The sequence below is a fragment of the Leucobacter salsicius M1-8 genome (assembly GCF_000350525.1).
GTDB lineage: Bacteria > Actinomycetota > Actinomycetes > Actinomycetales > Microbacteriaceae > Leucobacter > Leucobacter salsicius.
On the sequence record NZ_AOCN01000012.1, the window covers coordinates 112,003 to 130,915 of the forward strand.

21 protein-coding genes are annotated in these 18,913 nt (G+C 65.6%); 4 read left to right on the forward strand and 17 right to left on the reverse strand.

Going from position 1 to position 18,913, the window contains the following annotated elements; genetic code table 11:
• Positions 1-9: 9 nt before the first annotated feature.
• From C795_RS0104475 to C795_RS0104490, 4 genes are all read right to left on the reverse strand, one after another.
• Positions 10-369, reverse strand: a complete 360-nt coding sequence (locus tag C795_RS0104475; protein WP_157486959.1) for an LPXTG cell wall anchor domain-containing protein — start codon at positions 367-369, stop codon at positions 10-12.
• On the reverse strand, positions 311-841 hold the full coding sequence (locus C795_RS0104480) for a COG1361 family protein (protein WP_017792562.1): 531 nt from the start codon (positions 839-841) through the stop codon (positions 311-313). The genes C795_RS0104475 and C795_RS0104480 overlap by 59 nt, the downstream gene beginning before the upstream one ends.
• A 15-nt stretch (positions 842-856) precedes the next feature.
• Positions 857-1,849 (reverse strand): DUF6923 family protein, encoded by a 993-nt coding sequence (locus C795_RS0104485; RefSeq protein ID WP_017792563.1) that lies wholly within the window; start codon positions 1,847-1,849, stop codon positions 857-859.
• 168 nt (positions 1,850-2,017) lie between these two features.
• The gene (locus C795_RS0104490; RefSeq protein WP_017792564.1) at positions 2,018-2,641 is read right to left on the reverse strand and encodes a LysE/ArgO family amino acid transporter; all 624 of its coding nucleotides are present in this window, start codon (positions 2,639-2,641) and stop codon (positions 2,018-2,020) included.
• Between the two features lie 91 nt (positions 2,642-2,732).
• Here C795_RS0104490 and C795_RS0104495 point away from each other — a divergent pair, with 91 nt between their 5' ends.
• Together C795_RS0104495 and C795_RS0104500 are read left to right on the forward strand one after the other, a co-directional pair.
• A complete protein-coding gene (locus tag C795_RS0104495) occupies positions 2,733-3,635 on the forward strand; it encodes a LysR family transcriptional regulator ArgP (RefSeq protein WP_017792565.1) in 903 nt (300 codons plus the stop codon).
• Between the two features lie 84 nt (positions 3,636-3,719).
• The gene (locus C795_RS0104500; protein ID WP_017792566.1) at positions 3,720-4,295 is read left to right on the forward strand and encodes a nitroreductase family protein; all 576 of its coding nucleotides are present in this window, start codon (positions 3,720-3,722) and stop codon (positions 4,293-4,295) included.
• Between the two features lie 54 nt (positions 4,296-4,349).
• On the opposite strand, the gene C795_RS0104505 is transcribed toward C795_RS0104500, so the two are convergent.
• The 9 genes from C795_RS0104505 to C795_RS0104545 all read right to left on the reverse strand — a co-directional run bounded on the left by C795_RS0104505 (position 4,350) and on the right by C795_RS0104545 (position 12,275).
• Positions 4,350-4,766, reverse strand: coding sequence for a hypothetical protein (locus tag C795_RS0104505; RefSeq protein ID WP_017792567.1), 417 nt, complete (start codon positions 4,764-4,766; stop codon positions 4,350-4,352).
• 4 nt (positions 4,767-4,770) lie between these two features.
• Positions 4,771-5,565, reverse strand: coding sequence for a uroporphyrinogen-III synthase (locus C795_RS0104510; RefSeq protein WP_017792568.1), 795 nt, complete (start codon positions 5,563-5,565; stop codon positions 4,771-4,773).
• 176 nt (positions 5,566-5,741) lie between these two features.
• A complete protein-coding gene (locus tag C795_RS0104515) occupies positions 5,742-5,999 on the reverse strand; it encodes a DUF3618 domain-containing protein (protein ID WP_017792569.1) in 258 nt (85 codons plus the stop codon).
• Positions 5,996-6,457 (reverse strand): phage holin family protein, encoded by a 462-nt coding sequence (locus C795_RS0104520; protein WP_017792570.1) that lies wholly within the window; start codon positions 6,455-6,457, stop codon positions 5,996-5,998. Before C795_RS0104520 ends, C795_RS0104515 begins: the two co-directional genes overlap by 4 nt.
• Positions 6,454-6,789 (reverse strand): hypothetical protein, encoded by a 336-nt coding sequence (locus C795_RS17390; RefSeq protein WP_017792571.1) that lies wholly within the window; start codon positions 6,787-6,789, stop codon positions 6,454-6,456. Before C795_RS17390 ends, C795_RS0104520 begins: the two co-directional genes overlap by 4 nt.
• 86 nt (positions 6,790-6,875) lie before the next feature.
• On the reverse strand, positions 6,876-8,411 hold the full coding sequence (locus C795_RS16505; RefSeq protein ID WP_017792572.1) for a hypothetical protein: 1,536 nt from the start codon (positions 8,409-8,411) through the stop codon (positions 6,876-6,878).
• Positions 8,404-9,582, reverse strand: coding sequence for a CPBP family intramembrane glutamic endopeptidase (locus C795_RS16510; RefSeq protein WP_017792573.1), 1,179 nt, complete (start codon positions 9,580-9,582; stop codon positions 8,404-8,406). The genes C795_RS16505 and C795_RS16510 overlap by 8 nt, the downstream gene beginning before the upstream one ends.
• Positions 9,583-9,685: 103 nt before the next feature.
• A complete protein-coding gene (locus tag C795_RS0104540; RefSeq protein WP_017792574.1) occupies positions 9,686-11,071 on the reverse strand; it encodes a glycine--tRNA ligase in 1,386 nt (461 codons plus the stop codon).
• 136 nt (positions 11,072-11,207) lie between these two features.
• Positions 11,208-12,275, reverse strand: a complete 1,068-nt coding sequence (locus tag C795_RS0104545) for an LCP family protein (RefSeq protein WP_026139449.1) — start codon at positions 12,273-12,275, stop codon at positions 11,208-11,210.
• Positions 12,276-12,396: 121 nt separating this feature from the next.
• On the opposite strand from C795_RS0104545, the gene C795_RS0104550 reads away from it, so the two are divergent.
• Positions 12,397-13,560, forward strand: a complete 1,164-nt coding sequence (locus tag C795_RS0104550) for an MFS transporter (protein WP_017792576.1) — start codon at positions 12,397-12,399, stop codon at positions 13,558-13,560.
• A 234-nt stretch (positions 13,561-13,794) separates the two neighbouring features.
• Here C795_RS0104550 and C795_RS0104555 read toward each other — a convergent pair whose 3' ends face one another.
• Together C795_RS0104555 and C795_RS0104560 are read right to left on the reverse strand one after the other, a co-directional pair.
• Positions 13,795-15,174 (reverse strand): NAD-dependent succinate-semialdehyde dehydrogenase, encoded by a 1,380-nt coding sequence (locus tag C795_RS0104555; protein WP_017792577.1) that lies wholly within the window; start codon positions 15,172-15,174, stop codon positions 13,795-13,797.
• 129 nt (positions 15,175-15,303) lie between these two features.
• Positions 15,304-16,254 carry a 2-hydroxyacid dehydrogenase gene (locus C795_RS0104560; protein ID WP_033349080.1) on the reverse strand — a complete coding sequence of 317 codons (951 nt, stop codon included), beginning with the start codon at positions 16,252-16,254 and terminating at the stop codon, positions 15,304-15,306.
• A gap of 48 nt (positions 16,255-16,302) precedes the next feature.
• Between C795_RS0104560 and C795_RS0104565 the strand changes: the two genes are divergently transcribed.
• Complete coding sequence (locus tag C795_RS0104565) at positions 16,303-16,500, forward strand: hypothetical protein (RefSeq protein ID WP_017792579.1); 198 nt, start codon at positions 16,303-16,305, stop codon at positions 16,498-16,500.
• A gap of 111 nt (positions 16,501-16,611) precedes the next feature.
• Here C795_RS0104565 and C795_RS0104570 read toward each other — a convergent pair whose 3' ends face one another.
• Together C795_RS0104570 and C795_RS16515 are read right to left on the reverse strand one after the other, a co-directional pair.
• Positions 16,612-18,120, reverse strand: a complete 1,509-nt coding sequence (locus C795_RS0104570) for an APC family permease (protein ID WP_026139450.1) — start codon at positions 18,118-18,120, stop codon at positions 16,612-16,614.
• Positions 18,121-18,224: 104 nt separating this feature from the next.
• Positions 18,225-18,845, reverse strand: coding sequence for a TetR/AcrR family transcriptional regulator (locus C795_RS16515; RefSeq protein ID WP_017792581.1), 621 nt, complete (start codon positions 18,843-18,845; stop codon positions 18,225-18,227).
• Positions 18,846-18,913 lie beyond the last annotated feature (68 nt).

Consider the following 18,913-nt stretch of genomic DNA (forward strand, 5'->3'; position numbering starts at 1 on the left):
CGCGCTGCGCTACTCGCTGAGCTGACGGCGCGACCTTCGCAGCCCCGCCCCTCCGACGGCGAGCGCGAGCAAGAGGCACAGACCCACGATTGCGAAGGCGGGCGAGTGGCCTTCAGCGCCCGTCGCGCTCAGCCCCGCGGCCTCAGGCCCGTTCGGGCTACCCTCGCTACCAGCACCGTTCGCCGCTGATCCGGATCCCGCGGCTTGCGAGGCAGCTGCGCTTGACGCGCCCGCGGTGGCGCCGGCGGCCGCGGCGTTGTCGACCCCACCAGCGGTATCCGCAGTGGCATCGACCGTGGGTGTTGGCGGCTTAATGACGGGCCTCGCGCTGTCCCCCAGCACGATGAGTTCGCCGCCACGAGCACTCACGGGCACCCCGTTTGCCTGTGCCTTCAGGCTCGAGAGAATGATCTCGTCGATCTCGGGGCACCACGTTCTCGAACTTGATTGTGCGGCGGGCCCCCGGGAGGATACTGCCCTCCAGCTCTTGGTTCTGGGGAATGATTGTGTCCAGCTGCACCGCGATGCTGGTGAGTGTTTCGGGGCTGTTGTTCTCGACGAGCACGTACACCTCGATCTTCTCCCCCGGCGACGCCGCGCCGTCCCCATTGGTGTCAATGACTCGCGCCTTCACGTCGGTGCGCACGTCAATGGGAGCTGGCACCGCTGGCGAAAACTTGGCTGTGTTGTTGGCCAGGTTCGTGTCTACCTCGTTGAGCTCGACACGGCCGGTCCACTGACTCGCAACCACCGAAGCGTCTACGGGCGCACCCAACTCGAACCGCAGGCTGCGTGATTCACCGGGCTGCAGCGCACCGCCGATGCATTGGTGGGCTCCCACCGTGGCAGTACAGGTTCAAGGCGCGGTTACCGGACGAGTGTCTGCGGTGTCTGGGGCCAGCCGCAGCTGGTAACCGGTGATCAGCGTTGAACCGACGTTGTGCACTGTGGCAGTGACGAGGTGAGTGTCGCCCGCGCCCGTACGCTCCGAAGCGACCTTGAGCGCCACGTCGCCGGGCGGCGGCGGGATCATGGCACCGTCGAGTTGATTTGATGTCTCCCCGGTGGAGTAACCTACGACCTCAGCCGCAATCGGGTCCACCGAAGTGATCTTGATCTGCACCGACCCTCCGCCGTTCGACATGAAGCCGAGATTGCCATTGCCGTAGGTCCATGCAGCACCAAAGCTGCCGCTCTTGACCCGCGAGGAGTCGAGCGCGGGGATCGCCCCGGGGGTCACAGCTCCGTCGAGGGAGACACGTGTCAGTTTCGCCTGGTTGCCCGTGCCCGAGAGCCCCCAGAAAAACCCGTCGTTCCAGGCCATACCGATGGGCTCAAACTTTTGCGGCAGCGTCTTCACGCCACACGAATTCGACGCCACCACGTCAAAGCAGCCGAGCTCTCTCCCGCCATTTGCAACATAGAACAGCTGGTCTTCAAACGCGCCTGCACCGAAAGCTGCGGCTGAACTCGAACTTCCAAACCTCGTAATGCCACCGTCGCTGTTGATAACGTTCTCGACCGATCCGTCATCGAGAATCCGCAGGAGCGTGCCGCCATTGTTTGCAATCGCGTACAGCGACGAGGTGGGAAGGTGCGCCGCAAGTGCATTGTAGGTTGTGGCCGCGGGGGCACCCACCGTCTCCATCGTCAGCTTACCGTCGGCATCAATCTGCCCGCGAGTGAGCTGCGTCGGGTCACCCACAGAGATGTAGAGGCCGGGTTCATGCTGAGCGGAGCCCGCCGCGTGGGCGATGCTCGTCGGAACGATAGCTCCGGCAAGCACGACGGCACCTGCGACCAGCAGTGCGCTCAGGCGCCTCGAAACATTTGATGCCCGAAGGGCCATCTGACACACTCCCCAAATACAGTGTGCACAGCTACCTCCCCCGAGCGCCGCGCATAGCGACCTCTCGCTACACATTGACCAAAGTATACGTGACCTCCATTACGCCACATATTCGTCGCAAGTCCTTGGACCCATTCACCCCGGCTTCGCATTCGTATCTCTTGGGCCCTAGACCCCCATGGAACCGAAGGCTAGCCGCGCAGCGATCACCAGCATAACCGCCGCAACAATGCCGTCGAGAATCTGCCATGATCGTGGGGTCGCAAAGAACCGCGTGAGCAGGCGCGCACCGTATCCGAGCGCAAAGAACCACACGACGCTCGCGATGGCTCCGCCCGCGGCAAACCACCACTTCTCGGGGTCACCCTGCGCATTGCCAATCGATCCCATCAGCACCATCGTGTCGAGATAGACGTGCGGGTTGAGGTACGTAATCGCGAGGCACGCGAGCACCGTACGCTTCAGCGAACCAGCGGTACCGTTCGCGCTCTGGTCCACAATCATGCCCTCGGGCTTCATCGCGCGTCGCACCGCGGTCCACGCATACCAGAGCAAGAACACGACGCCGCCCCAGCGCACGATCTCGAGCACGATGGGGGCGCGCTCAACAACGAAACCGATCCCGGCCACTCCCAGGGTCTCGAGGAGCGCATCAGTAAGCCCGCAGATGAGCACCACGGGCAGCACGTGTTCACGTCGAATGCCCTGACGCAATACAAACGCATTCTGCGCGCCGATCGCCATGATGAGCGATAGACCGCTGCCGATACCGATGAGGAGAGGAATGATCACAGCATCGACGCTAGGGCCTCGGGGCACTCATCTGCCACTTCAGCGCACCTCATGTTTCTTCAGGCGCATTAGCAGTGCTTAACTTAGACGCATGGACCTGCCCGTGGAGCACCTGCAAACCTTCGCCGCCATCATCGCAGAGGGCAGCTTCGAAGGTGCCGCCCGGCGCCTGCACATCACTCCCTCGGCCGTGAGCCAACGCGTGCGCGCCATGGAGCAACGCTCCGGATCCGTGCTGCTGCGCCGCACCCGGCCCGTCACCACCACCGCTGCAGGTGCGACCGTGCTGCGCGCCGCCCGACAGGTCGAACAGATCATGAGCGACGTCGCGGTCGAACTCGAGCAGGGCCCGGCGGGCGGTGCACTGATTCCCATCGTCGTCAACGCCGATTCACTCGCAACCTGGTTCGTGCCGGCGCTCGCCCGCGCGGCCCGCGAGACCGGTGCCCGCTTCGAGGTGCTACGCGCCGATGAAACCGTATCCACTGAAAAGCTCCGCAACGGTGAGGTGATGGCCGCGCTCACGGCCACCGCTGAAGCGGTGCCCGGCTGCACCTCCACACACATCGGGGTCGACCGGTACCGCGCCGTCGCAAGCCCCGAGTTCGCCGCCACTCACTTTGCCGAAGGTGTTACCGCAGAAGCCCTCGCCGTCGCCCCCATCGTGGAGTTCGACCGCCACGATGCCTTTCAACGCCGCTTCATGCGGCAGGTCACGCGCGCCACTATCTCTCCACCACGCCATTTCGTGCCGTCGTCGGCCGAGTTTGCCCACGCGGTCGCCCTCGGCATGGGCTGGGGCATGCTCCCCGAGCTGCAGTGCGCCCCCGGCATCGCCGCGGGCACCCTGGTGCCGCTGGGCAGTGACTCGTCCCTCGACCTCCCGCTGTACTGGCAGCGATGGAACTTGCGCTCCCCCGCCCTCGACGCCCTCTCCGCAATCATTGCCGATGAGGCGCGGGTCGCCCTGGCCCCATCCGAATCACACCCCTAAACCTCGGCGCGTCAGGAATATTGTGCGCGCCCGCGCGTTACAACTGGTCGGTAGGAATTAACTGACCTTTAGGAGTCCCCGCTAGTGAACCCTCGTCTCGCCCAGACCAGTGCCCCCGTTCTGCCCACCCTCGCCGAGCGCTGGAGCCCCCGCGCCTTTGACGATGCACACGAGTTCCCCGAGGGCGCACTGCGCGGCGTGTTCGAGGCGGCCCGCTGGGCGCCCAGCGCCAGCAACACGCAGCCGTGGCGATTCATTCTCGCGCGCCGCGGGTCAGACAGCTTTGCCAAGATCGAAGCACAGCTGATGGGCTTCAACCAGATGTGGGCCGGCACCGCTGCAGCCCTCATTGTGAACGTCGCCGAGACCGCCGACGCCGAGGGGAACGCCCGCCCGTGGGCCGAGTACGACCTGGGACAGGCCGTCGCGCACCTCAGCATCCAGGCACAGAGCGAGGGCTACCACCTGCACCAGATGGGCGGGTTCGACCGCGACGGCATCTCGGCAGCCTTTGACCTCGAGGCTCGTCTCGTGCCCGTATCGATCACGGCCGTGGGCGCGATCGGATCTGCCGACTCGCTGCCTGAGGCGCTGCGCGAACGCGAGCTGGCACCACGCAGCCGCTTCGACCTCGACGACATCATGCTCGTACGCGACTAGTCAATGCTGTGCGGTGGGTCTGGGCTCCGGCCCAGACCCACACTCAAGGCCGAGCTAGCCCGCGGAGAATCTCGCGTCTGCGTCGTCGAGACGCAACGCACGCACCAGTTCGGCGGCGTGCACGGTCGATAGGATCACGCGTGAATACTGGTCGAACTCGCCGACCCAGCCGCGTTCCTCATCAGGATGCGTGGGGCGCTCGAAGTCAATCACCACGGCCTCGCGGCCCGAACGCGCCAGCACGAAATCGCGGCCCGTCAGGTTGCGCCAGGTACCGGCTGCGTACTTGCCGGGCACATGCGTGCCTGGCGCCCGCACCCCGTGAATCCAGATCCACGGATCGTCGGTGATAATCGCAGACGTAATGGCGGCGCGCTCAAGCGTCACGTCGTGACGGCGAAACGCGGCGAGCTTCTCGGCCGCCGTCAGCTTCACGACGACGCGGTCTGCGTACACTTCAACGCGTGCCATCGGGCTAGTCCAGCGTGTCGCTCTGGTCGAGCACCGACTCGACGGCGTCGATCATGGCGCGCTTCGTCTCGTACAGCGGGTGGTGCGGGTCGTCAGCCTCGACTGGCAAACCCAGCGCGGCTGCGGCCTCGACCGTGTTGATACCGACGCATGCCAGCAGCGTGTCCGCAGGCAGCTCGGGAAACTGTGACGCCACTTCTTGCGCGATCTTCGCCGAGGCGACCACGATCGCGTTAATGCGGCCCGACTCGAGATCCTCGTGAATGTGCACCGAAGCGGGCACGCCCACGGTGCGGAACGCGAGCACCTGGGTGACGTCATGGCCGCGACCAATCAGCCCCTGCGTGAGCACGGGAATGGCGACGTCAGAACGCAGCGTGAGCACGCGCAAGACGTCACCCGAATCGATCTCGGGCCATTCGCGCAACAGCGCATGGGTACTGTTCTCTTCGCCAGCGGGTGTGCGAGCAATCTCGTAGCCAGCATTCTTGAACGCCATGGCCGTCGCCTCGCCCACGATGGCGATGCGAGTGTCCGGATGAATGACCGCGTTGTGGTGTTGCAGCACGTCGGCGACCGTCGAGCTCGTCGCCGTCATCCAATCGAATTTGCCTGCTTCAAGATCTTTGAGCGCGTCAACGAGCTTGTCTTCTTCGCGCGTGTGAGCGAAGTCAACGAGCGGTGCAATCACCGTGTGTGCACCCTGCTCTCGAAGAGCCTTCGAGACCAGATCGCCCCAAGTTCCCCCGCGCGGGACCAGCACTCGCAGGCCACTGAGCGGTTTCGCCTCAGCCGACATAGACCCCACTCACTCGACGCTAAATATTGGAAGCCTGGTCAATAACAGCTGCAACCGACCTGGCGGACGACGGAAATCCGTTATCCCTATTCTTACCCTGCCACCCCTGTGACGCAAAACGAGGGCACGCGGGGCGGCAAACAGTAGCCGAACCGTGACCTCTTGTCTCTTACGAACTATACGCGCTTCGAGACGGCGCGCACGACGCCCCACACTCCCAGCCCTACGACAGCGGCCGCACCGGCGACTGCTATCGCGAATGCGACGGGGCGCGTTCGTCTGGCCTCGACGACGCGACGCTTCGCCCCATCGATCGCTTCGTCGACACGACGCGCGTAATTGAGCTGGTGGGTGAGCTGCCCCAATGTGTCGTACAGCTCGGCCCGGGCCTGAGCTGCGTCGGCAACTCCCTGCTGCTGATGCTCAGCGTTCATCGCCAATTACCTTCCTCGTTCACCTGGGGCATTCCCTCGCGAGACTTTGCCGTGTCGGCGTCAGAATTGATTCGCACCTCGGCGAGCACTGCAGCGTCTCCCTCGAGGCGGCCCAGCGTCTCGGCAGGCATCGGGTTGCCCCGTTTGATCAGCCACACCCCGCCGAGAATCGCGGCCGCAGCGAGCAGCAAGAACGCCCCCGCGACGGTGAGCGCCGCCAGCCACCAGGGCCACACGAGCGCAAGGGCGGCTACGGCGGCAATGAGGAGCGCCTGCAGCATAAAGAACAAGAAGAACAGGGCGACTACAATCGCGCCCAGTCCGATGCCTGCCTGCTTCGCCTTCGAAACGACCTCGCGTTTGGCGTTCTCGAACTCGATCTTGGCGAGCGTGATGATCTGGTGGGGCAGGCGCGCAAGCAGCTCGAACGTGCCCAACTCACCCTTGCGGCGGCTCACGCGTCGCTCGTTTGGTCATCTGGCGCGGGCGCGGCGGGCGCACCGGGCGCAGCCGATGCCGCAGGCTTCGCGGCTGCCGCAGGCTTCGCGGTCGAATCGTCCTGCACAAACGCGGCAAACGCGCCTTTGCCGGCGCGAACCGCGGCTGCCTTCACACTGTCTACCTGGCCTTGCGCGGCCTCGCGCACCAGGCTCACGCCACGCTGCACCGGTGCGGTCTGCCACACGGACTGCGCGCCCCGCTTAATCTGCGCGTAACGCTCGCGCCCGGCTCTCGTACCCAACACGTATCCGACGGCCGCGCCGAGCACGAATGCGACTTTGCCCTTCATAATGCCTCCCGCCAATGGCGATTCATGAGTTGTAGCCAGCCTACTCGCCCACCCCGGGGCGCGCATACCCGCTGCGGAATACGTGGCTAGTCGCTAATACCGGTCAGCCGACGGCGCAGGTGCACGCTCGCACGCCGCGCATCCTCCACTGCCGACGCGAGGTCGCCGGCGTGCAGCCCGCGGCCCACGCGCAACTGCCAGGCGTGCTCGATCCGCTCAGCGGCGAGCTCCTCGGCTGCGGCGTCACGCGCCTGCACCTGCGCCCAGGGCGCCAACTGCCATTCGACATCGGCGTGCGCGAGCGCGGGATGCTCCTCGCGTACGGCCTGTAGCTGCGCGCCCGCGTCACCCTGCGCTGCATCGGCCGACCCCGCGGCAGTCACGCGCCACTGGTCTCGCGCCACGCGTTCGTACTGCACCGACCATCCCGATACGCCACTGGAGACCGCGACAACGTCGCAATCGGCACTGCCTTCGCCCGCTGATCCGGATCCCTCCGACGCAGCGGCCGCGGCCGCTGCGAGGCCCGCGGGCAGATCCGCGATCGCCGCGGGCGCCTGGAGCGTCGCGCGCCAGAGCGCGTGCTCTGCGTCGCGCGCAAAAGCGCGGAGCGCATCGGGCACTGCCCAGCGCGCCGAGATCCCCGCGATGACGGCGACGACGTCGATGGCCTCGCCGTCGTGCTCAATAACGCGCCAGTGGGGCGAGAACAGCTGGGCCACGGCCGAGTCGGCGCGCGCACCACCCGCCGCGTCCTCAAGTCTGATGGCCTCGACAACCGGGGCCCCGAACTGCACCCCGTAGAGCGCAAGCCGTTCGATGAGCGCGGCGCGCAGGCCCTGCCACCCTCCGGCGGGGCGCACTCGCGTCTCGCGGGCAGCATGATCCTCGGCCTCGGTGAGCACAGCCCCCGAGAGCGATCCGGCGACCGTGAGCGCGCCATTCAGACCCGGGGCGGCGATCGCGACGTCGACGTCGTTCGCGGAGACACCGAAGCGCGCACGCACAAGCGGATCCACCACGCGATCGAGCATCTGCTGCCCCATGCGGCTGCGTACCAGCGTTCCAAGCGCAGTCGTCTTGCCGATGGTGAGCACCGGGCGCACGCGGTCGACCGAGGCGCGCAGCGCGCCCCGCCCACCGAGCAGCGCGATCGAATCGCTCGACATGGGCACCGCGGGCACGCCCCACACGTTGGGTTCGGGTAGCGGCTGCCAGTCGCCGTTCGCGCCGCGCAGCAGCGTGCGGCTCGGCGCGCAGGCCTCGGGCTCGGCCGCGGCGAATGCTCCGGCCGGCGCGTGGCCGAGAGTCTCACTGTCGACCGCGGGCGCGTCCTCCCGGGCCGTCGCTTCCGGGCCCGTCTGCTCCGGGCCCTCGATGGGGCCCGCCACGTGCGCGAGGAATGCACGCAGCACACCGTCGGGGTCCGAGGCACCGCAATCCGGCGCAGTTATAGCACGCGCATCGGCAGCGAGCACATCGGTATCGAGCACCGCAGTATCGAGCTGCGACGCGGGCAGCCCCGCGGGCACCCCAACGCGCACGCGCAGGCCGACCTCGGCGAGTTCAAGAGCCGCGGCGAGCTCGGGGATTCCGTGGCCGATGACGTAGGCGTCAAGCATTGGGGATTCCGTTCTCGGGGGCTGCAGGAGCTGCGGGGGTTACAGGGGCGATGCTGGAGGCGGGGACGGACACCTGGATCAGGTCAATCCGTTCGCGACCGTGCCCACCGCGCGTGAAGACGCGCAGCGCGAGCCAAATAAACACCCCGAGGCCGACGATTTCGCCGATCACGCCCGACACGCCACCGCTCGATTCGGTCTGCGCGGTCGAGCTGCCGAGCCCGCCCGCCATGAACCCGAATGCCACGAGGTTGTTGACAATGTGGATCGCGATGGCCGCTTCGAGGCCGCCGGTGCGCCAGGTCAACCAGGCAGCCACACCACCCATGAGTCCCACCGCGGCGAGGCCCCAGATGTCGTAGATGTGCGCGAGCGCGAACCCGATTGACGGCAGCAGGATCGCCACCCACGGGGTCTTGAACCAGGCGCCGAGCACCTGCATGAACAGCCCGCGGAACACGACCTCCTCGGCGGTCGCCTGGAACGGCACGAGCAGCAGCACCATCAGCATCGAAATGAGTGCGAGCTGCCAGCTAAAGCTATCGTCGGCGCCCGCGGTCGACTCAGTCACGGTGGCGGGGTCGAACAGCAGACCAGCAGCGATTCCCGCAGCGTTCATCGCGATCACCGAGAGGACCGCCGCACCCATGAGCCGCCCGAGCAGGCCCCAGCGCATGCGACCAGCGACCGACCAGATGCGGCCCGCGGGCTTCATGCCCATGGTGCGCATACCCAGATCGACCGCGGGGATCATCACGATGATCGATGCCAGGGAAATGAACACCGAGACGGGGCGCTGAGTGTCAAGCATCTCGCTCGCACCCGTCGCGACATCGTCGAGGAAGGTTGGGTCAAACGCGAGGACCAGAGGGATCGAGAGTAATCCCACGGTGACCGTGAACACCCCGAAGTAGACACCCGAGATGAGCAGCAGCAGGAGCGGCTTCCACCAGCGATAGTTCGCGGTGCCCCGCAGCAGTCGGTGGTACTCGAGAGGCTCGGTCTCGACCGTCTGCACGACGCGGGGCTGCGCCCAGGCTGGCTGCTGCGGCGCCCCGGGAGCGGCGGCCGCGACGGGCTCTGGCCCCGGCTGCGACTGCATCTGCGGCACCGGATCGGGCCGCGCGGGCTGGAAGTCGGGCGTCGGATCGCTCGGCGTGCTGCTCGTCATAGTGTCAATCTTCTCACTCGTGTGCGGTGATGCGGGTGAGAGAAGGCGCCCACTTACCCAGGTATCTGGGTAAGTGGGCGCCTCCGGCGTGTGCAGCTGGTGATTAGGCGCCGCGCAGGCGCTCCGCGAGATAGCCGTGCAGCTGCGCGAGCGGCACGCGCTCCTGCTGCATGGTGTCGCGCTCGCGCACGGTGACGGCCTGGTCGTCGAGCGAGTCGAAGTCGACCGTGACACAGAACGGCGTGCCGATCTCGTCCTGGCGGCGGTAGCGGCGGCCGATTGCGCCCGAATCATCGAAGTCGATGTTCCAGTCGTCGCGCAGGTCGGCTGCGAGCTCGCGGGCCATCGGCGAGAGCTTCTCGTTGCGACTCAGCGGCAGCACGGCCACCTTGATGGGCGCGAGGCGCGGGTCGAGACCCAGCACGGTGCGCTTGTCGGTGCCGCCCTTCGCGTTGGGCACCTCTTCTTCGCGGTACGCGTCGACGAGGAACGCCATGAGCGAGCGGGTCAGACCGGCCGAGGGCTCGATCACGTACGGCGTGTAACGCGCATCGTTGGTCTGGTCGAAGAAGTTCAAGTCCTTGCCCGAGTGCTCGGTGTGGGTCTTGAGGTCGTAGTCGGTGCGGTTTGCGATGCCCTCGAGCTCGCCCCACTCGCTGCCGGTGAAGCCAAAGCGGTACTCGATGTCAGTCGTCTGCTTCGAGTAGTGCGACAGCTTCTCCTTCGGGTGGTCGTAGAAGCGCAGGTTCTCGGGGTTGATGCCGAGACCGGTGTACCAGCTCATGCGCTCGTCCATCCAGTACTGCTGCCACTCATCGTCGGTGCCGGGCTCGACGAAGAACTCGAGCTCCATCTGCTCGAACTCGCGGGTGCGGAAGATGAAGTTACCGGGCGTGATCTCGTTGCGGAAGCTCTTGCCGATCTGGCCGATGCCAAAGGGAGGCTTCATGCGCGAGGCCTGCAGCACGTTCGAGAAGTTCACGAAGATGCCCTGCGCGGTCTCGGGGCGCAGGTAGTGCATGCCCTGCTCGTCGTCGACGGGGCCGAGATAGGTCTTGAGCAGACCCGAGAAGGCGCGCGGCTCGGTCCACTGACCGCGAGTTCCGCAGTGCACACAGACGATGTCGGCCATGCCGTTCTCGGGCGGGCGACCCTTCTTCTCTTCGTACGCCTCGAGGAGATGATCCTCGCGCTGACGCTTGTGGCAGCTCGTGCACTCGACGAGCGGGTCACTGAAGACCTCTACGTGGCCCGAGGCCTCCCACACCTTCTTGGGCAGGATGATGCTCGAGTCGATGCCAACCACGTCTTCACGCTTCTGCACCATCGACTTCCACCACTGGCGCTTGATGTTTTCCTTCAGCGCGGTGCCGAGCGGGCCGTAGTCCCATGCCGAGCGAGATCCGCCGTAGATCTCACCCGCCTGGAATACGAAGCCGCGGTGGCGGGCGAGGGCGATGACCTTATCGAGGCGGGACTGTTCAGCCATGTGTTTTATCACTCCAAGGGGCAAGCGGGGATCTTGGGAATGCGCGCCAAAACCTGGCGCGCCCAGGGGCAAGTCTATCGGCGCATGGGCGCACCTGCTGATGCCCGATTCACAGCGCGATCCGGATCCGGCCGCCCTAGGGCAGTTCAGAGCCGGGCCCGTGAAGGGCGGCGAACTCAGCCAGCGTGCCGGATTGGAAGGCGGCTTGCATGTTCGCGATCTCGGCCCAGTTGGGGAGCACGATCGACTGTCCATCAGTCGAGGTCCCCGTGCCCAGCGTGGGGCTCGTAAAGAACTCGATGGTGTCGGCGCGCACGGTGCGCATGTCGAAGCCCAGCCGCATCGCCTCCGGCAGGTCCAGCTCCTCGTCAAGAATTAAATACGATTTCAACGCGTTGAACGTATCCATGAGCTTGGTCGCATCGGTCAATGTGCCCTTGCTCAGCACCTGCTTCATGAGGCCCTGCAGGTACGCCTGCTGATTGCGCGCCCGCTGGTAGTCCCCATCGGCAAAGGCGTAGCGTTCGCGCACGAACGAGAGTGCCTGGTCGCCGTTCAGCGTGATGTCGCCCTCGGCAAAGGTGAAGCCTCCGCCCCCGTTCTGGGCGGTGAAGGCCTGCGAGTTGTGCACGGTCACGCCGCCCACCGCATCCGTCAGTCCCTTAAACGACTGGAAGTCAACGAGCGCGACGTGATCGATGCGTGCGCCAATGAAGTTCTCGACCGTGTTGACGGCGAGCGGCAGGCCGCCGAGCGAGAAGGCGGCATTGATCTTTGCCTCACCAAAGCCCTGAATCGGCACCCAGTTGTCGCGCATGATCGAGACGATGGTCACGACCTCGCGGTCGGGCGAGACCTGGGCCACCATCATTGCGTCGCTGCGAAACCCCGTGAGGTCTTCGACATTGGTCAACGGGTCAGTCGATTCTCGCGAGTCGGAGCCCAACAGCAGAATGTTGATCGGTGCCTGCATCCCGTCGGCCACGGCGACGGCCGCCGGTCGCGTCAGCGACGGGTCCTGATGAATACTGAAACGACGCACCTCGTTGTACGAGCTCGACAGCAGCGCATACCCGATGCCCGCAGCAATCACCAGTAACGCGATCAGGACCCCCACTGCGATAAGCAAGTTGCGCAGGCCACGGCGCCGTTTTCTGGCCGGTCGCGCTCCCCCAAGTTCAGTAGGTGTGTACGCACTATTCATGACAAGCTCCTGTCCCCTGGCTGGACTCGCCGCATCGCCTGCGCACGTGTAGCACGCGCGATGTGACCACCTATTTTCCGGGAACCACCCGGCGGGCGCAAGACGCTAGCCTGAAGACATTATGAGCGAACCTGTCGGCCGCATTCTGCTGCGTTTTGCGCCCGCGATTTACGGGCCCACGGCGCTGTTTGCGGTGGGGGAAGGAGCCATTCTCCCGATTCTGCCGGTGCTCGCGACGCGCCTCGGCGCCGATGTGGCGCTCGCAACGCTCATCGCCGCAATGCTGGTGATCGGCCAGCTCATCGGAAACTTGCCCGCGGGTTGGGCGGTGGCGCGATTCGGGGAACGCCGGTCGATGGCGGTCTCTGGCGTGGTCGCGCTTGCGGGAGCCACCGGAGCCGCGCTCGCGCCCACGCTGTTTCTGCTCGGGGTCGCCACGCTCGTCATCGGCTTGAGCGCGGCGGTGTTTGGGCTCGCCCGCCACGCGTTTTTGACCATCCACGTTCCCGCCGCGATGCGCGCGCGGGCGCTGGCGGTGCTCGCGGGCACGTTTCGCTTCGGCACCTTTACCGGGCCGTTCATTGCCGCGGGGCTTCTTGCGGCAACGGGCAGCCCCGCCGCAGCGGCCTGGTTCTTCGCCGCCTGTCTCGTGCTGACGGTTGCGCTCGTGGTGGTCGCGCGCGAGCCCGAGATGCCCGCTCGGGCTGCTTCCGTCCCTTCCGCGGCAGGCGATCCGGATCATAAGCCGCACTCCACCGCGCCACGCGAACGAGACGCCGAGCAGACGGGGGTCTTCGCGACCATGGTGCGACACCGCGGCGTGCTCGCGAGGCTCGGTCTCTCGGCCGCCACGCTCGCCGCGCTGCGCTCGGCCAGGCAGGTACTCATTCCCGTGTGGGGCATCGCGATCGGCGCCGACCCCGGAACGATCGCCCTTGTGACGGGCATCTCGGGGGCGTGCGACTTTGCGCTGTTCTACGCGAGCGGTCAGATCACCGACCGGTTCGGTCGGCTCTGGGCCACGACGCCGGCGATGCTACTCATGAGCGTTGGGCTGATCGTGCTCACGCTCGGCGCCGACCTCGCGCCGCGGGGCAACCCCGCGCCGTTCTTTGGCTCGTGGCACACGATCAGCGACGCGGGCGGAGCTGCGGCGCCCCTCATCATCGCGGGCATCGCCGCGGTGTCGCTGCCCGCAGCGTCGGCCGTCATGGGCGTGCTGGGGCTGCTGGGTGCCGCGGGGTTTCTCCGCTGGATGCCCCGCTACGTGCCCCGCAAGCGGTAGCGCTGTGCGCCCCAGTGCCCCTATCTGAGCCGCTGCTCGGCCCTGACTTCCTGCGGCCCCAGAATATGCGTGGATTCTTCCGTCTCTGACACGGGCTAAAGCGGACAAATCCCCGCATATTTGGGTGGCGGGCAATCCACCAGCAGCAGCACGGCGGTGGGCGATCCGGACCATCGCCCAAACACAAAGTGCCCCCGCTTTGCAGCGGGGGCACTCGTGATCAGTAGGCGTTCGTTACTCCGCGACGAAGTACATGCGCTTGTTGGCGAACTCGCCGATGCCGAGCGGGCCCATCTCGCGGCCGAAGCCCGAGCGCTTCACTCCACCGAAGGGAATCTCGGCGGCCTCAGCGGCGATTGTGTTGACGTGCGACATGCCAACCTCGAGGCGCGAGGCGACGCGGGCCGCGCGCGCCTCGTCGGTCGAGAACACCGAGCCGCCGAGGCCCAGTGCGCAGTCGTTGGCGAGGTCGAGGGCTTCCTCATCGCTCGATACGCGGTAGACCGTGGCGACGGGGCCGAAGATCTCCTGCTGGTACGACTCGGAGTCGCGGGGCACGTCGACCAGAACGGTGGGCGCGTAGTAGGCCGCGGGGCCCTCCGACAGCACGCCACCGGCGAGCACGCGCGCGCCCTCCTCGACGGCCTTGCGGACCTGCGCGTCGACCGTCTCGGCCGCGGCGCGGGTCGACATGGGCACGTACTCGCCCTCGGCGAGGTTCAGCTGGTCGCCGGGCGTCTGCTTAGCCTCGGCGAGCTTCACGAGCTCGGCCACGAACTCGTCGTAGATGTCGTCCATGACGATGATGCGCTTGTTCGAGTTGCACACCTGGCCGACGTTGTAGGTGCGGAAGTCCCAGGCGGTCTGCGCGATCTCGGCCACGTTGTCGGAATCCAGCACGACCATGGCGTCGATGCCGCCGAGCTCGAGCACGGCCTTCTTGAGGTTCGCGCCAGCCTGCGCGCCAATGATGGCACCCGCACGCTCGGAGCCCGTGAGCGAAACACCCTGCACGCGGGGGTCAGCAATCATCGTGGCGATCTGGTCGTGCGAGGCGAACAGCGCCTGGTAGCCGCCGACGGGAACGCCAGCCTGCTCCATGATCTCCTGCATCAGCAGGTTCGACTTCGCGCAGATGTCGGCGTGCTTCAGCAGGATCGTGTTGCCGAGCAGCAGGTTGGGGGCTGCGAAGCGTGCCACCTGGTAGTACGGGAAGTTCCAGGGCATGACGCCCAGCAACGCACCCACCGAGACGTGCTCGATGATGGCCTTGCCGGGGATCGTGCTGGGGATCTCGTAGTCAGTGATCAGGCTCGGGCCGTGTACCGCGTAGTACTCGATGATGTCGCGCGCGAACTCGACCTCGTCGATCGACTCGGCAAGCGACTTGCCCATCTCGAGCGCGATGGTGCGAGCGAGCTCGTCCTTGCGCTCCTCAAAAATCTCTGCCACGCGCTTGACGACCTGAGCGCGCTCCTGCACGCTGCGCTCACGCCACTCGCGGTAGACGGCGTCGGAGCTTGCGAGCGTCTGCTCGATCTGCACGTCCGTCGCGGATTCGAAGGTCTCGACAATCTCGCCCGTCGCGGGGTTTTGAACTCGATACTTCGCCATTGTTATCGTTTCCTGTCTCATGAACAGCGCACGGTCATCGTGCCTGTGTCTCTATGGTGGCATCTCATCGTGCTAATTGTCAGCACGAGTGACAAAGTCTCGGGCTTAGCCCAGATACGGTTTCAGGCCCTACCGCGCCAAATCAATGAGGTTTTCGGGGCTTTCGTTGGCCATAAGCCGCGAAATCTGCCGCCGGATCAGGGCGGTCATGCGCGGCATCATGGCACTCGAGTCGCCGCCAGCATGGGGCGTCACGATAAGGTTCGGGCAGTCCCACAGCGGGTGGTCCTCGGGGAGCGGCTCGGGGTCCGTGACGTCGAGCGCGGCGCGCAGTCGGCCCGAGTTGAGCTCGGCCATGAGCGCCTCCGTGTCGACGACGGGACCACGTGCGACGTTTACCACCAGTGCGCCATCGGGCAGGGCGGCAAGTTCCTTCGCCCCCACGAGCCCCCTCGTTTCGGGGGTCAGCGGCACCCCGATGATGACGATCTCGGTATCGCTCAGTCGCTCGGTGAGCTCGCTCAACGCGTGCACGGGCACGGGCATGCCCAACGGCCCCGTTTCCTGACGCGCGGAGCGCGCGATCCGGGTCACCGCTACCTCGAAGCCCTGCAGCCGAGCGTCGATCGCCTTGCCCACCCCGCCGTAACCGAGGATCATGACACGCCGGTCGGCGAGGCTGGGGTACGGGCGGAGATCCCACGTGCGGGCGTCTGCCTGGCGCACAAATGTATCGATACCGCGCTGCGAAGCGAGGGTGAGCGCCAGTGCAAGCTCGGCAGTCGAAGGCTCGTGGACGGTGGCCGCGTTGGCGAACGGCAGCCCCTCGGGTAGGTAGCGGCCGACGCCGTTGTACCCGATCGATTGCCACTGTACGAGCCGCGTGGTGACGCCCGCGAGGTTCGCGAGTCGGCGTTCCCCGCCCCAGTACGGGGGCACCACAAGGTCGATCGTGGGCTCGGGGGCCGGGGTCTTCAGATCCCACTCGACGAGACGAACGCCTGGGGTGTCTCCCAGCGCTTCTTGCATCGCCTCAAGGAGGCCCGGATCGCTCGGCAGTGACACGACAATATGGCTCATGGTCGCGAGTCTACCGAGGCACCGTATTGATCGGGTATTCTGGTGGTTATGGATACCTCGAGTTTTCACCGTCTCCCCGAGAGCGTGCAGCGTCTCGTCACCGACGGTCTCGACAGCGAAGTTCAGAGCGGTCTTGAACGCCTCGATGAGGCGAAGAAGAGCGGTTCAACTTCAGACGAGCAGCTTGCTTCAATCGAAGGCGACATTCGCCACGCCGCCGAACTGCTCGGCCGCTATTCGGCATAACCCTTCTGTGTGCCCACTCGCCTGAGCGCGTGGGCACGCAGAAGCGGCGTTTGCGCGGGCTGACCCCACCGGGACTTGCCACGCAAACGCCGCTTTGTCGTAGAAACTTTGCTAGCGGGTCGAGATTTGGCCCGTGCGGCGCCGGATCTCATCGGCGACCGCCTTCGCGTCTCCCTGCGGCGCGTCAGACTTCCTATCGGGGCGTGCCGTGAACAGGTACGCAAAGCCGGTCACAAGCACGACTCCAAGCCCGATGAGCACCACGTGGTCAGCGAAGAAGTCACCCGATGAGCCCGGTGTGGCCAGCAATATCATCGCGAAGATGCCGTAGGCCAGCGCAATCACGTTGACGACGATGCCCATGCCGCCCAAGTTGAATGGCCCGGCGGGCTTCCACCCTTGGAACCGCTGTTTGAGGCTCGCGAGCACGACCATCTGGAACGACAGGTAGATGCCGAGGATCGCAAACGATGTCACGGCGATGAGAATTCCGTCGTTGACGAAGATCAGCACGCAGATGAGCGCGGGCACCGTGCAGGCCACGATCAGCGCGTTCGCGGGCACCTTCGTGCGCTCAGACACCCGCGACAGCCACCGGTGGCCCGGCAGCATTCCGTCTCGCGCGAACGAATACAGCAGTCGACTCGCGGCCGCCTGCAGGCTGAGCACGCATGAGATGAATGCGAGCACTGCCACGACAAGAAAGACCTTGGCCCCGACCGTACCGAGGGTCGCCTCGAGGATCGCGGGAATGGGGTCAGCAACCTTGCCTGCGACGATGTCCTCAAGGTTGGGGGCGGCAAGCACGTAACCGCCAAACGAGAAGAGCGCCGACACCATGCCGACCAGAATCGTCATGATCATGGCCTTGGGAATGCGCCGTGCGGGGTCAGCCACTTCTTCGGCGACGTCACCGCAGGCTTCAAAACCGTAGAACAGGAACAGGCCAGCGAGCGCCGATGCCATGAACACGGGCAGGTAAGACCCGTCGCCCGCGGTGCCCATTGTGTCGAAGAACACCGAGAGGTCGTGCACACGCTGGAAGAGCAGCAGGTATAGCCCCAACCCGATCACGCCGATGAGCTCGGCGAAGAGACCCAGCCTGGCGATCCGGGCCAGCCACTTCGTGCCGGTGAAGTTGATCGCGAGGGCCAAGAGCAATAGCCCCAGGGCCGTCAGCAGCGTTGACAGGGGCGTCAACTCGACCCCGAGCAAGCTCGTGACGAATCCCGCCCCAAATTCTGCGACCGAAGTGATCGTGACGATCAGCGCCCAGATGTACACCCAGGCGGCCATCCACGCGTAGCGGCGACCCCAGAGCCTGCGCGCCCAGGGGTAGATGCCACCGTGAATGGGGAACTGCGAAACCACCTCACCAAACACGAGCGAGACGAGCAGCTGGCCGCAGGCGACGATGACGATCCACCAGATCGAGGGCGGGCCACCTGTCGAGAGCGCGACAGCAAGCAACGAGTAGACACCGACGAGCGGTGACAGATAGGTAAAGCCGAGGGCGAAATTGGCCCACAGACTCATGGAGCGGTCAAACTTTCCCTCGTAGCCGAGCACCGCAAGGTGTTCGGCGTCGTTGAGGTGTGTTGGTTTCGGTGAATCAGACATCATGACTCCGATCTTCATTGATCAGGGCGTTCGCGTCATTGCGTGCGCCTATCCAGAGCGTACTGCCGTCGGGCGCGATCCGGAGGACTTGTTGTGCAACGCGCTCAATGCGATGCGCTCAACCCCGTCCGCTCGATTCCCGTCAGGATGGTGTGCAATCCACGGTCAAATACGTCGAGGTCGCGCTGGCTGCTCAGATGTGGTGTCGCGATGGTGCTCGTCGCTGGCTGCCTCGACTGAGACTTGGTCCATACGATCAAGAACCCCGTCGCGTAGGCATCCAGCAGGCCCAGGATCTCATACGCGCGCTCTCTCGGGAGCCCTTCTGAGCTGAGCGCTCCGACGAGTCGCTCCAGGTGCCCGGCTACCGGAGCAGCCTCGTAGGGCGCCAACGCCAACAGCTCAAACGACGCCGGATACGCGGCGGCGAGCGCCTTGTACGCAAGGAGCGACGCCGTGACGCGCTCGCGCCAGCCCGGGTAGTCGGCGTCCGTAATGTCGAGGATTCCGCTGCGATCCAGGAGCTCTTGCACGATCGCGCTGTTCAAGTCATCGCGATTGCGCACGTGTGAATACAGACTCATGGTGCCGCACCCGAGCTCGGTGGCGAGTACGCGCATCGACAACTTTTCGATGCCGTGAAGCTCGATGAAGTCGATTGCGGCGTTCGTAATCGCAGCCCTACTCAGGGGCGACGTCGGTGTCAGGTCTTGACTCTTAGCCATTTCGTCACTTTACTATCTCCGAGGGCTTTTCGCCGTACACCGTACGTCGACCCTCGGTTACAGGATCT

What these genes read in the sequence shown, in the direction of transcription:
- C795_RS0104505 (WP_017792567.1), bottom strand. Translation starts at nt 4,766, where the DNA reads ATGGCACGCGTTGAAGTGTACGCAGACCGCGTCGTCGTGAAGCTGACG.
- C795_RS0104565 (WP_017792579.1), top strand. Translation starts at nt 16,303, where the DNA reads ATGGATACCTCGAGTTTTCACCGTCTCCCCGAGAGCGTGCAGCGTCTC.
- C795_RS0104545 (WP_026139449.1), bottom strand. Translation starts at nt 12,275, where the DNA reads ATGAATAGTGCGTACACACCTACTGAACTTGGGGGAGCGCGACCGGCC.
- C795_RS0104485 (WP_017792563.1), bottom strand. Translation starts at nt 1,849, where the DNA reads ATGGCCCTTCGGGCATCAAATGTTTCGAGGCGCCTGAGCGCACTGCTG.
- C795_RS0104495 (WP_017792565.1), top strand. Translation starts at nt 2,733, where the DNA reads ATGGACCTGCCCGTGGAGCACCTGCAAACCTTCGCCGCCATCATCGCA.
- C795_RS16510 (WP_017792573.1), bottom strand. Translation starts at nt 9,582, where the DNA reads ATGACGAGCAGCACGCCGAGCGATCCGACGCCCGACTTCCAGCCCGCG.
- C795_RS0104515 (WP_017792569.1), bottom strand. Translation starts at nt 5,999, where the DNA reads ATGAACGCTGAGCATCAGCAGCAGGGAGTTGCCGACGCAGCTCAGGCC.
- C795_RS0104570 (WP_026139450.1), bottom strand. Translation starts at nt 18,120, where the DNA reads ATGTCTGATTCACCGAAACCAACACACCTCAACGACGCCGAACACCTT.
- C795_RS0104550 (WP_017792576.1), top strand. Translation starts at nt 12,397, where the DNA reads ATGAGCGAACCTGTCGGCCGCATTCTGCTGCGTTTTGCGCCCGCGATT.
- C795_RS16505 (WP_017792572.1), bottom strand. Translation starts at nt 8,411, where the DNA reads ATGCTTGACGCCTACGTCATCGGCCACGGAATCCCCGAGCTCGCCGCG.
- C795_RS0104540 (WP_017792574.1), bottom strand. Translation starts at nt 11,071, where the DNA reads ATGGCTGAACAGTCCCGCCTCGATAAGGTCATCGCCCTCGCCCGCCAC.
- C795_RS0104560 (WP_033349080.1), bottom strand. Translation starts at nt 16,254, where the DNA reads ATGAGCCATATTGTCGTGTCACTGCCGAGCGATCCGGGCCTCCTTGAG.
- C795_RS0104555 (WP_017792577.1), bottom strand. Translation starts at nt 15,174, where the DNA reads ATGGCGAAGTATCGAGTTCAAAACCCCGCGACGGGCGAGATTGTCGAG.
- C795_RS0104510 (WP_017792568.1), bottom strand. Translation starts at nt 5,565, where the DNA reads ATGTCGGCTGAGGCGAAACCGCTCAGTGGCCTGCGAGTGCTGGTCCCG.
- C795_RS17390 (WP_017792571.1), bottom strand. Translation starts at nt 6,789, where the DNA reads ATGAAGGGCAAAGTCGCATTCGTGCTCGGCGCGGCCGTCGGATACGTG.
- C795_RS16515 (WP_017792581.1), bottom strand. Translation starts at nt 18,845, where the DNA reads ATGGCTAAGAGTCAAGACCTGACACCGACGTCGCCCCTGAGTAGGGCT.